The organism is Nocardioides massiliensis, assembly GCF_030811215.1.
GTDB lineage: Bacteria > Actinomycetota > Actinomycetes > Propionibacteriales > Nocardioidaceae > Nocardioides_A > Nocardioides_A massiliensis.
This window is the reverse complement of record NZ_JAUSQM010000001.1, coordinates 2,501,954-2,513,796: the sequence shown is the minus strand read 5'-3', so window position 1 is coordinate 2,513,796 and position 11,843 is coordinate 2,501,954. Positions and strand designations below refer to the sequence as shown.

The following is an 11,843-nucleotide window of genomic DNA, read 5'->3' as shown; positions in this document are numbered from 1 at the left end:
CTAACTTCAACAGAGGAGAGCCATGCACGGCGAGGTCGTGGCGACCGAGGCGCTGACCCCGCACCTGATCCGGGTCGTCCTGGGTGGTCCGGGTCTGGACGGTTTCGCCGCTCCGGGTGGCGCGGACTCCTACGTCAACGGGTTCTTCCTGCCGCCCGAGGCGGGCTACACCGCGCCGTTCGACGACGCTGCGGTCCGTGAGCTCCCGTGGGAGCAGCGACCCTTCCCGCGCCGGATCACGGTCCGGGCGTGGGACCCGGTCGCGCGGCAGCTGACGCTCGACATCGTGACCCACGGCGACGTCGGGTACGCCGGACGTTGGGCGCTGCACGCCCGTCCCGGCGACACGCTGCAGTTCCGCGGCCCGGCCGGCGACTGGTCGCCGGCCCCGGCTGCCGACTGGCACCTGCTCGTCGGCGACGCCAGTGCGCTGCCGGCGATCGCGGGTGCGGCCGAGCGCGTGGCGGCGGGCGTCCCGGTCGTCGCGGTCATCGAGGTCGCGGGCGCCGAGGAGGAGCTCAAGCTCGACTCCCCCGGCGACCTGTCGGTCACCTGGGTCCACACCGGCACGCCGTACGACGCCGAGCAGCTCGCCCGCACCGTCGCCGACCTGTCGCTTCCCGTCGGCCGGTGTAGCGCGTTCGTCCACGGGGAGGCGGAGGCCACCCGCGCCGTACGCCGACACCTGCTGAGCACCGGCGTGGTCAGCCGTGAGGACCTGTCCTGCTCGCCGTACTGGCGCCACCCCGACACCGACGAACAGTGGCGTGCCGCCAAGGCGGCCTGGACCCGCGACATGGAGACCGACGTCCCGTAGCCGGTCGAGCTCCCGGTAGGTGATCGAGTGCCACGGCGAGGCGCCAGCCGAGCTCCCTGTAGGTGATCGAGTGCCACGGCGAGGCGCCAGCCGAGCTCCCTGTAGGTGATCGAGTGCCACGGCGAGGCGCCAGCCGAGCTCCCTGTAGGTGATCGAGTGCCACGGCGAGGCGCCAGCCGAGCTCCCTGTAGGTGATCGAGTGCCACGGCGAGGCGCCAGCCGAGCTCCCTGTAGGTGATCGAGTGCCACGGCGAGGCGCCAGCCGAGCTCCCTGTAGGTGATCGAGTGCCACGGCGAGGCGCCAGCCGAGCCGGGTGTATCGAGATCCCACCACCCGACCCGCGGGGGTCTCGATACGCCGGCTCGTCCCTCGCCGACGCTCGATCACCGCAGCGGAGTCGAGACCCCGCAGTCGGTGCCGTCGGGCAGTATCAAAGGCGTGAGCGACGTCCTCGACCTCTTCGCCGCACCCACGCGCACGTGGTTCGCTGCGGCCTTCGCCGAGCCCACCCCGGCGCAGGAGGGTGCGTGGCGGGCGATCGCGGCGGGTGACAACGCGCTGGTCGTCGCGCCGACGGGTTCGGGCAAGACGCTGTCGGCGTTCCTGTGGTCGATCGACAAGCTGCTGAGCACCCCGCCGCCGGCCGAGAAGCTGCAGCGCTGCCGGGTGCTCTACATCTCCCCGCTCAAGGCGCTGGCCGTCGACGTCGAGCGCAACCTGCGCGCTCCGTTGACCGGCATCCGCCAGACCGCTGAGCGACTTGGCGAGACCGCGACCGAGGTGCGGGTCGGCATCCGGTCCGGTGACACCCCGCCGGCGGAGCGACGGAAGCTGGCGACCGCTCCCCCGGACATCCTGATCACCACGCCGGAGTCGCTGTTCCTCATGCTGACCTCGGCGGCGCGCGAGACCCTGCGCGGTGTCGAGACGGTCGTGCTCGACGAGGTGCACGCCGTCGCCGGCACCAAGCGCGGCGCCCACCTCGCGTTGACGCTCGAGCGACTCGACGCGCTGCTCGACAAACCCGCTCAGCGCATCGGTCTGTCCGCGACGGTGCGACCGATCGAGGAGGTCGCACGGTTCCTCGGGGGCCAGGCGCCGGTGGAGATCGTGGCGCCGCCCTCGACCAAGGAGTGGGACCTCTCGGTCGTCGTACCGGTCGAGGACCTCGGCGAGCTCGGCAGCGCCGCGGGCGAGGAGGACGAGCGCAGCGGCTCGATCTGGCCCCACGTCGAGGAGCGCATCGTCGACCTCATCGGCGAGGCGCGCTCGACGATCGTCTTCGCCAACTCCCGGCGGCTGGCCGAGCGACTGACGGCGCGGTTCAACGAGATCACTGCCGAGCGCGCGGGCATCGCGACCGAAGCCGACCCCAGGCCGCCCGCGCAGATCATGGCGCAGTCCGGCCGCGCCGACGGCGCCCCGACGCTGGTCGCCCGCGCTCACCACGGCTCGGTCAGCAAGGAGCAGCGCGCGCTCATCGAGGACGACCTCAAGCAGGGGCGGCTGCCCGCGGTGGTGGCGACGTCCAGCCTCGAGCTCGGCATCGACATGGGTGCGGTCGACCAGGTGATCCAGGTCGAGAGCCCGCCCAGCATCGCCTCAGCGCTGCAGCGCGTGGGGCGCGCGGGCCACCAGGTCGGAGAGATCTCGCGCGGCGTGCTTTTCCCCAAGCACCGCGCCGACCTCGTGCCCACCGCGGTGGCAGTCGAACGCATGCGGGCCGGTGCGATCGAGTCGCTGCGCATCCCGGCCAACCCGCTCGATGTCCTCGCCCAGCAGGTCGTCGCGATGGTCGCGATGGAGGACTGGGACGTCGACGAGCTCTACGCCGTCGTACGCCGCTCGGCGTCCTTCGCCGGGCTCCCCCGTTCGGCGTACGACGCGACCCTGGACCTGCTCGCGGGCCGCTACCCCAGCGACGAGTTTGCCGAGCTGCGCCCGCGCATCGTCTGGGACCGCGTGGCCAACAACCTCAGCGGACGTCCGGGCGCGCAGCGGCTCGCGGTCACCAGCGGCGGCACCATTCCCGACCGCGGACTCTTCGGCGTCTTCCTCGTCTCCGGCTCCGACAAGGGCGGCGCCCGGGTCGGCGAGCTGGACGAGGAGATGGTCTACGAGTCCCGCGTCGGCGACGTCTTCGCCCTGGGTGCGACCAGCTGGCGCATCGAGGACATCACCCACGATCGCGTGCTCGTCACGCCCGCGCCCGGAGTCCCGGGCCGACTGCCGTTCTGGAAGGGCGACCAGCTCGGTCGTCCAGCCGAGCTCGGCGCGGCAGTGGGCGCATTCACCCGCGAGATCGCCGCGCTGGCCCCGGACGCGGCGCGCAAGCGCTGCCGCGAGTCCGGCCTGGATGAGTGGGCCGCTGGCAATCTCGTCACCTTCGTCCACGAGCAGGCAGCGGCCACCGGCGCCGTACCCACCGACAAGACGCTGGTGCTCGAGCGGTTCCGCGATGAGCTGGGCGACTGGCGGCTGGTGCTGCACTCGCCCTACGGCACGCCGGTCCACGCGCCGTGGGCGCAGGCGATCGCGACCCGGATGCGGGAGCGGTACGGCGTCGACGCCCAGGCGATCCCCAGCGACGACGGCATCGTGCTGCGGCTGCCCGACACCGACGCGGAGCCGCCGGGTGCGGAGCTGGTGATGTTCGCCCCCGACGAGATCGAGGAGATCGTCACCTCCGAGGTCGGTGGGTCGGCGCTGTTCGCCTCCCGCTTCCGCGAGTGCGCCGCGCGTGCACTGCTGCTCCCCCGTCGTGACCCCGGGCGCCGCTCGCCGCTGTGGCAGCAGCGCCAGCGCTCGGCGCAGCTGCTCGAGGTGGCGTCGAAGTACCCGTCCTTCCCCATCGTGCTCGAGGCTGTCCGCGAGTGCCTGCAGGACGTGTACGACGTCCCGGCGCTCGTCGCGCTCCACCGTGACCTCGACAACCGCACGCTGCGGGTGGTCGAGGTCGCCGGCAACCAGCCCTCGCCGTTCGCGCGGTCGCTGCTGTTCGGCTATGTCGCGGCGTTCCTCTACGAGGGCGACTCCCCGCTCGCCGAGCGGCGCGCGGCCGCACTGACCCTCGACCAGAGCCTGCTCGCCGAGCTGCTCGGGCGTGCGGAGCTGCGCGAGCTGCTCGACCCCGAGGTGCTGGTCGAGGTCGAGGCCGAGCTCCAGCGGCTTGCGCCCGACCGTCGCGCCCGCGACGCCGAGGGTGTCGCCGACCTGCTGCGACTGCTCGGCCCGCTGACCACCGACGAGGTCGCGGCGCGCGCGGTCGAGGGAGCCGACGCCGCCACCTGGGTCGCCGAGCTGGCCGCGGCCCGCCGCGTCGTGGAGGTGCGCATCGCCGGCGAGGAGCGCTGGGCGACCGTCGAGGACGTCGGCCGGCTGCGCGATGGGCTCGGCGTCCCGGTGCCGCCCGGCACGCCGTCGGCGTTCACCGAGTCGGTCGAGGACCCACTCGGCGACCTGGTCGGCCGCTACGCCCGCACCCACGGGCCGTTCGCCGCCGCGGAGTGCGCGACGCGGCTCGGCCTCGGAGTCGCGGTCGTCCGCCAGACCCTGCTGCGCCTCGCGGCGTCCGGGCGCGTGCTGGAGGGCGAGTTCCGCCCCGGTGGCGTCGGCGAGGAGTGGTGTGACGCCGAGGTCCTGCGCCGACTGCGCCGCCGGTCGTTGGCGAAGCTGCGCCAGGAGGTCGAGCCGGTCGAGCCGGCCGCGCTCGGTCGCTTCCTCCCCGCCTGGCAGTCGGTCGGCGCCACCGGCAGCAGCCGCCTTCGCGGGGTCGACGGCGTGCTGGCTGCCGTCGAGCAGCTGGCCGGGTGTGCCGTGCCGGCGTCCGCGCTGGAATCACTGGTGCTACCGGCGCGGGTCGACGACTACCAGCCGGCCTACCTCGACGAGCTCACCTCCACGGGCGAGGTCGTCTGGGCCGGTCAGGGTGCAGTCGGCGGCAAGGACGGTTGGGTCTCGTTGCACCTCGCCGACACCGCGCACTTGACGCTGCCGGAGCCGACCGAGGTCGAGATGACGCCCGTCCACGAGGCGCTGCTCGAGGCGCTCGCCGGCGGTGGTGCATGGTTCTTCCCGCAGCTCTCGGCGCGGGTCGAGGCCAGTGATCCTGACGTGCTGCGCGCGCTGCACGACCTGATGTGGGCCGGCCACGTCGGCAACGACACGCTGGCTCCCCTGCGCTCGCTCGTCGGCGGACGCGGCACCCACCGCACGCGGGCGCCGGCGCCGCGCGCCCGGGCCGGACGACCGGGACGCCTGGGCCGGCCGGGTCGCGGCGGGGTGCGCAGCCTGCCCGAGGGCGCCGCCGGCCGCTGGACCCTGCTGCCGGAGCTCGACCGCGACCCGACCAGGCGGGCGCACGCCGTCACCGAGGCGCTGCTCGAGCGCCACGGCGTCGTCACCCGCGGTGCGGTCGCGGCCGAGCGGGTGCCGGGCGGGTTCGCCGCGGTCTACAAGGTGCTGGCGGCGTTCGAGGAGACCGGGCGCTGCCGGCGGGGGTACTTCGTCGAGGGCCTCGGCGCCGCGCAGTTCGGGCCCGCCGGCGCGGTCGACCGGCTGCGCACGTTCTCCCGAGCGCCGGGCGAGGAGCCAGGCACGGCACCGGTCGGCGTCGCACTCGCCGCCACCGACCCCGCCAACCCGTACGGCGCCGCGCTGGCCTGGCCCGAGCGCGTTGTCGAGGGTGACGGTGACGGCGCGACCGGCCCCGGCCACCGGCCCGGCCGCAAGGCGGGCGCACTCGTGGTGCTCGTGGACGGTGAGCTCGCGCTCTACGTCGAGCGCGGCGGCAAGACGCTGCTGACCTTCGGCGAGCTCGACAAGGACGCGCTGGGTGTGGCGGTCCGGTCGCTGGCCACAGCCGTACGCCGCGGGGCCCTCGGCCGGCTGACGGTCGAGCGGGCGGACGGCGTCTCGCTGCTGGCCGGCGACGGTCCGGCGGCGCGGTTGCGCGATGCCCTGGCGGAGAACGGCTTCGTGGTCACCCCGCGTGGCCTGCGGTTGCGCGAGTCCGGGACGGGGTGGACCGGGGGCGGCAGTGCCTGAGGGCGACACCGTCTATCGCGCCGCGCGCGAGCTCGACGAGGCCCTGACCGGACGGGTGCTCACGCTCTCGGACTTCCGCGTGCCGGCCTACGCGACCGTCGACCTGGCGGGTCGCACCGTGCTGGGCACGATCCCCCGTGGCAAGCACTTGCTTACCCGCTTCTCCGCGGCTGGCGACTCTCCCCCGCTGACCCTGCACACGCACCTGAAGATGGAGGGCATCTGGCAGGTGCAGCGGCCGGGCGACAAGTGGCGCCGCCCGACGCACCTGCTGCGCGTGCGCCTCGCAGTCGGTGAACGCGATGCAGCCGACCGCATCGACGCGCTGGGCTTCGAGCTCGGCGTCGTCGACCTCGCCCCCACGGCCGAGGAGGACACCTTCGTCGGCCACCTCGGCCCTGACCTCCTCGGCCCCGACTGGGACGTCGACGAGGCGCTGCGCCGGATGCGCGGGACCGATCAGGACCGCGCGATCGCCGAGGTGCTCCTCGACCAGCGCGTCCTCGCGGGCGTCGGCAACGTCTTCAAGTCCGAGATCTGCTTCGTCTCCGGTGTCCACCCGCACACCCCCGTCGGTCAGCTCGACGACGCGAAGCTGCGCAAGATGCTCGTGCTCTCCCAACGGATGCTCGAGGCCAACAAGCTCCGCGGCGAGCGCACCACCACCGGCATCGCGCGCCGCGGCCAGCGGCTGTGGGTGTACGGCCGCCGCGACCAGCCGTGTCGCCGGTGCGGTGCCAAGATCCGGCGAGCTGAGGACGGGGAGCCGGGCAAGGAGCGGTCGACGTACTGGTGTCCGGGGTGTCAGGCGACGTAGGGCAATTCGCCGCCTTTACTGCCGCGCCCGTGCGCAACTCGATTCCCGTCTCGCGTCCCGCAGCGGGCTTTGAGTGACCAGTTCAGTTCGACTTCTCAGACTGCTCGCGGCCGCCCTCCCCCGCCACGATTGGTGACGGATCCGCGGCTGGTTCGGCTCCGTCCTGCGAGGACAACGACGTGGAGGATAGCGCTACCGGCTGGACCGGCTCAGGCTCTGCCTCCCGCATCCGTGGAGGCGCTGCGGACCAGGCCTTCAGGTACTGCACGACATCGCCGTAGAACGCGTCCACCAAGTCCAGCACCGAGTCGATGAACGCCCCTCGACCTCGTCCGCGCTTGTTCCCCATGGGAGCGCTCATCGCGACGCGGAAGGACCGGATCTCCTTCTTTGGGTCGATGACGATCGCGGAGGGGTTCTCGCGCACGGCTCCTAGCAGTTCAGCCGCGCCAGCCCCACGTGCATTGGCCACGAACGCCTCGACTCGAAGACTGTCTGGTGCTGCCTTCAGCTGACGAAGGAGCCAGTTCACCCGAGTGGCGGCTCGTCCGTCCTTAGGCGCGTCGATGTCCACGTGACAGGTAATCCGTCCGGCGCGCAGATCTGCTGTCACGTGGATGGGTGCGACCGTGTTGGGGATGCGGATGGCACCTGCCAGCTCGCCCCGGTTCACCAGCGCGTCGAGTAAGGACTCGGCCCGCAAGTTGGGTCGGCAAGTTCCTTGCGGCTGAGCACATGCACCACATCGGTGCCGAGCTGCCGGCCGAGACGTAGGGAGGTGTAGCGCAGGAGCGCGTCGAACCGAGCGACCACTTCCGGAGCGGTCTGTCCGTACTGCGAAGGGTCCCAGCTGTCACAGCCTGACGGACCGAGACCCAGTTGGCGCCCATGTCCTCGAGCTCCATCGCGCCGGAACGCGGGTGCTCCAAGTACCGGATCAATTCGCCCAAGATCCATGCCTGTTCAGGGTCGGAAACCCCCTTGTGGTCCTTCTGCATGACGGCCGTGGAGAGGATCGCCGTCCACGACCGGTGATGGATCGACACCTTCTTGAGCTTCCGCTTATCCACCTTCGTGGGGTGCTGACCGGCCACCGGCGGGATCTCGTTGCTGATCGTCAAGAGAACGTCGAAGCCCTGCTCTCGAGCGATGTCGAGGTAGCTCTCCAACTGCTCGGTTTCCAGTTGGTTGCGGCCGGTCTTCACCTCTACGAGTGCCGTCCATGTCTTGCTTCCTCGAGTCACCCGAATCAACCCATCGGGGTAGCACTTCTTCTCCCCGAGCACGAACGGCACCTCGATGTAGGTCTCGACGTTGCCGGACGGCGCACCCAATGGCGCGAGGATGGCCTTGCTGAACTCTTTGACCGTGCCCATCACTGCGAGGAGAGCCGACGTCGCTCGGCGTTCTTGCTCCTCCGCCCCTGAGATGCCGGACGTTGGAATGAGCCGTGCTTGATGCCAGTTCTCTTCGGTCATGGGATCCCTCGGTTGATGACGCGCTCTGGAAGTGAAGGCATTTCGACCATAACGACGACCACCGATGAGCGCAGCCGAATCGAACCGCCCGGGGGTGTCGCAGGCAGCGTGCGTCGCCACGCCACGATCTGGCCTCCTGGGCTCCGGGAGCCGCGTCACTTGGATCGGGCAGCAGACCCGACCGTCAAGCAAACTCGAGCGAGCCACCCCTCGTGGCGTCAACGCTCCGGGTAGCGTCCAGTGGTGGCCAGCTCTCGCCGATCCAGTGCGCGCCGGCGCAGCGCGTCACCGCGTCGAAGCCGGACGCGGCAGCCACAGCGGCCACTCCCTGTCGCTGGGTCCGGCGAACGACTCTGGGTGCTCGACGTCCCGTACGGAACCCAAGTCGACGGCGCTTCCTGGCACCCGGCGGTGAAGACCCACCTCTTCGTTGGCCGCGCACTGCCCGCGCACCTGGCTCCCTACTCCCCCGGCCCGCACACGCTCGGTCGGTTCATCGAGAACACCCTCAACCGCGACGATCCAGCTCCCGCCCCCGAGCCGACCGGCGCACTCGAACCTCGCAGAATCCAGTTCGAGGCAGCCGACGCGATCGCGGAGCGCGCGGCGGCGGGCGGACGGCAGTTCCTGCTCGCTGACGAGCCCGGCGTGGGCAAGACGATCTCTGCGGTGCTCGGCGCGATCGCAGTCGGTGACCTCCGTGGTGCGCGACGGGTGCTGGTTGTGGCCGACCGGCCCGCCGCCATCACGATCGGTCACTGGTGTCGCACCATCACCGCCCTCGGCGACGGGGGTCTGGAGTGGGTCGTGATCACGTGGGACCGGCTGGAGAAGGTGAAGGGCCACGAGTGGGACGTGATCATTGCCGACGAGGCCCACGCGCTGCGCCGTACGACGACGAAGCGGTGGAAGCTCTGGGCGACGATCTCGGGACACCACCGCCCGCACGACAAGGCGCCGTTCGTCATCGCAACCACCGCGACGCCCGGACACACGCCGCTCGAGCTGCCGTACCTCGCGCCGGCGTACGCCCAGGTGCTCGGCGAACCCATGCGGGAGTGGAGCTCGGCGACGCAGCCGGGAACCGCGTTCGCCACCGCGCTCGAGCGACACGGCGTCGGGGTGGAGCACGGCCGCTACGGCGCCACCTGGACCACCGACCCGGCACGGCGCGCTGCCGACCTCAAGCTGGTGCGCGGCTGGCTCGCGGACGAGCGACCGCCAGCGATGCTGCACCGCGCCGCGCCGTGGGGGCCGGTGCCGATCTCCGGCATGCCGGTGGCCCTCACGCCGGCGGAGCGGACGGCCTACGAAGCCGAGTGGGGTGAGTTCTGCCGCGAGATGGACCTCGCCAGACGGGGTCGGAGTGTGGCGAAGGGTCGAGCCGCACTTCTGCGGTTCCGGCAGAAGGCCGGCTTGATCCGTGTCGACTCAACCGTCGACTGGATCGCCCAGCAGGTCCAGTCCGAGCGACAGGTGGCGTGCTCGGTGGAGTTCGTCGCGACCGCCGCGGACCCCATCGCCGACCGGCTGCGCGACTCCGGCATCGAGGTCGCCACGATCTATGGTCGCGACCGGTTCGACGCCGAGGCCGAGCGGATCCGGTTCCAGACCGGGCAGGCGAAGGTCTGCGTCTTCACCACCGTCGCCTCGATCAGCCTGCACGCAGGCGAGACCCTCGCCGACGGGCGACAGGCGAGCAGCGAGCCGCGCGTCGGGGTCTTCCACCAGGCCCGCTTCTCCGGGATCGCCGCGCGCCAGGTCACCGGCCGCACCCACCGCGACCATCAGGTGTCGCCGTGGCACATCGCGTACGCCGAGGACACCGTCGAGGAGAAGGTCGGCCAAGTGATGGTGGAGCGGATCGCCGCTGCCTCCGACACGGTGGGCAGCGACACCACCGGCCTCGCCGACGTCGCGCAGCTGCTCGGCGCCGACTGGCTGCCGCCTACGGCCCTAGTCGACGACGGCGCCTGAGGTCGCGCCTACGCCTGCAGCTGGTTGACGGTCTTGGTGATGTTCTCTCCGTGCTTCTCGAGGAAGACGATCTCGCCGTACTTCAGCTCCAACCAGTCGTCGGTGCCCTCGGTGAGGGGCTCGGAGGCAAAGATGGCCGAGGTCGCCTCCTCTTCGCTGCAGTCCTCGAACTCGTACGTGCCGCGGTCGTGGAAGTCGCGGCCGAGCAGCATGTACATCGGCTCCAGCAACATGCCGAGAGCGAAGTCGTCGGTGCCGGGCTCGGCCTTGCGCAGCTCGCGCCAGTCGCCGTCCGGGTGGACGTTCCCGTCGTGTCCGGCTCCAATGTTGACGCCGATGATGCGGCGCGGCGAGACCATCGCGAGCTTCAGCTTGAACAGCGCGACGAGGTCGAGCTTCTTCATCGCCTCCACGATCAGTCCCACCAGTCGCTCGAACACCCGCTGGATCTCCTCATCGCTGTCGCCCTCGAGCAACGACAACAGCAGCACGTAGAGGAACTCCGTGTCGGTCGTGCCGCTCATCTGCTCGAGGTACTCGTCCTTGCAGTGCTGGAGCAGTTCGCGCTGCAGGAGCTTCCAATTCGGCAGGTCACCGTTCTGGGCGACGAGCCACTGGGTCTTCTTGAAGGCGAAGGGATGGCAATTCTCGTCGGCGAGCACGGCCTGCTCGTTGACGTCGCCCGCTCGTACGTGCGCGAGCATCGTGTTGGCACGCAGATGCGGCACGATCTTGGTGACGTTGTCGTCATAGAACGCTGCCATGGGCCGGTGATAGACGAACGGCTTGTCGGGGTCGAGGAAGTGCTCGCTCCACGCTCCGAACCCCCAGCCGGCCAGCTGCAGCTGCGGGTGCCGCTCTGGGTCGAGGGTCTGGTTGATCAGGCTGTTCGCCGGTTTGAGCAGCAGGTTCTCCAGCGGCAACTCAGGTCCGATGTAGGCGAGCACGCGGCACACAGGTGGGTCCTCCGTCGACGGGACAATGGTCGGTGTCGGTCATCGCACTCCCGGGCCGCGGAGGGACAAGACTGTCGGCGGGTGTTGCGATACTCCGAGTTGTGTCCAGGCCACCGCGTATCGAACCATCCGGCGACGTCGTCGCACGGATCGCAGCCATCGCCCTGGCGCTGCCCGAGGCGCATGAAGAGGACGCCTGGACCGGCGTGCGGTGGCGGATCCGGGCAAAGACCTTCGCCCACGTCCTGGTCTCCCAGGAGGGCTACACCTCGGCGTACCGCGAGATGACCGGCATCGCCGAACCGACGACGGTGCTGACTCTCCGGTCGACCGGAGACGAGCTGTTGGCGCTGGCCCAGGCAGGTCCGCCGTACTACCAACCTCCCTGGTCCCCGACGGTCGTCGGCATGGTGATCGACGACAACACCGACTGGGACGAGGTCGCCGAACTGGTGACCGAAAGCTACCTGTTCTGCGCCCCTCAGAAGTTGCGCCGTCTCCTCGCGCGGTGACGGACTATCGGCCCCGGTTGCGCGGGTGGTTGCGGGCTTGCCGCTCGTTGCCGCGGCGGTAGTTGCCCGTCAGGCGCGCCATGAGCTCTTGGTCGTCCGCCGACTCGACGTCGCGCAGGAAGTCGACAGCGCGGCCACCGCGAAGCGTCGTCGCGACACGTCCGTGGTGGCTGATGACGACGTCGCTCCCACGTACGACGTAGGTGAAGCCGTCCGGTCCAGGCATGGCCAGACTGTAG

General features: G+C 70.9%; 9 protein-coding genes. 5 read left to right on the top strand and 4 right to left on the bottom strand.

What is annotated here, in order from left to right; all coding sequences use genetic code 11:
- Nucleotides 1-22: 22 nt before the first annotated feature.
- The 3 genes from J2S59_RS12430 to J2S59_RS12420 all read left to right on the top strand — a co-directional run bounded on the left by J2S59_RS12430 (nt 23) and on the right by J2S59_RS12420 (nt 6,681).
- Nucleotides 23-817, top strand: coding sequence for a siderophore-interacting protein (locus tag J2S59_RS12430; protein WP_068124527.1), 795 nt, complete (start codon nt 23-25; stop codon nt 815-817).
- A gap of 430 nt (nt 818-1,247) precedes the next feature.
- Nucleotides 1,248-5,864, top strand: a complete 4,617-nt coding sequence (locus J2S59_RS12425) for an ATP-dependent helicase (RefSeq protein ID WP_370871537.1) — start codon at nt 1,248-1,250, stop codon at nt 5,862-5,864.
- On the top strand, nt 5,857-6,681 hold the full coding sequence (locus J2S59_RS12420; RefSeq protein ID WP_068122225.1) for a DNA-formamidopyrimidine glycosylase family protein: 825 nt from the start codon (nt 5,857-5,859) through the stop codon (nt 6,679-6,681). The genes J2S59_RS12425 and J2S59_RS12420 overlap by 8 nt, the downstream gene beginning before the upstream one ends.
- Nucleotides 6,682-6,763: 82 nt before the next feature.
- On the opposite strand, the gene J2S59_RS12415 is transcribed toward J2S59_RS12420, so the two are convergent.
- Nucleotides 6,764-7,108 (bottom strand): hypothetical protein, encoded by a 345-nt coding sequence (locus tag J2S59_RS12415; RefSeq protein ID WP_306825168.1) that lies wholly within the window; start codon nt 7,106-7,108, stop codon nt 6,764-6,766.
- A 127-nt stretch (nt 7,109-7,235) separates the two neighbouring features.
- On the bottom strand, nt 7,236-8,159 hold the full coding sequence (locus tag J2S59_RS12410; protein ID WP_181642536.1) for a hypothetical protein: 924 nt from the start codon (nt 8,157-8,159) through the stop codon (nt 7,236-7,238).
- A gap of 357 nt (nt 8,160-8,516) precedes the next feature.
- Here J2S59_RS12410 and J2S59_RS12405 point away from each other — a divergent pair, with 357 nt between their 5' ends.
- Complete coding sequence (locus J2S59_RS12405; protein WP_220138598.1) at nt 8,517-10,136, top strand: DEAD/DEAH box helicase; 1,620 nt, start codon at nt 8,517-8,519, stop codon at nt 10,134-10,136.
- Nucleotides 10,137-10,144: 8 nt separating this feature from the next.
- On the opposite strand, the gene J2S59_RS12400 is transcribed toward J2S59_RS12405, so the two are convergent.
- A complete protein-coding gene (locus J2S59_RS12400; protein WP_068124290.1) occupies nt 10,145-11,092 on the bottom strand; it encodes a class II glutamine amidotransferase in 948 nt (315 codons plus the stop codon).
- Nucleotides 11,093-11,193: 101 nt separating this feature from the next.
- Between J2S59_RS12400 and J2S59_RS12395 the strand changes: the two genes are divergently transcribed.
- Nucleotides 11,194-11,604, top strand: a complete 411-nt coding sequence (locus J2S59_RS12395; protein ID WP_068124292.1) for an MmcQ/YjbR family DNA-binding protein — start codon at nt 11,194-11,196, stop codon at nt 11,602-11,604.
- 4 nt (nt 11,605-11,608) lie between these two features.
- On the opposite strand, the gene J2S59_RS12390 is transcribed toward J2S59_RS12395, so the two are convergent.
- Nucleotides 11,609-11,830 carry a hypothetical protein gene (locus J2S59_RS12390; protein WP_068124293.1) on the bottom strand — a complete coding sequence of 74 codons (222 nt, stop codon included), beginning with the start codon at nt 11,828-11,830 and terminating at the stop codon, nt 11,609-11,611.
- Between the last annotated feature and the right edge of the window lie 13 nt (nt 11,831-11,843).

Bases quoted from the DNA above. Each gene is read 5' to 3' on its own strand.
- J2S59_RS12430 (WP_068124527.1), top strand. From the start codon at position 23: ATGCACGGCGAGGTCGTGGCGACCGAGGCGCTGACCCCGCACCTGATC.
- J2S59_RS12410 (WP_181642536.1), bottom strand. From the start codon at position 8,159: ATGACCGAAGAGAACTGGCATCAAGCACGGCTCATTCCAACGTCCGGC.
- J2S59_RS12390 (WP_068124293.1), bottom strand. From the start codon at position 11,830: ATGCCTGGACCGGACGGCTTCACCTACGTCGTACGTGGGAGCGACGTC.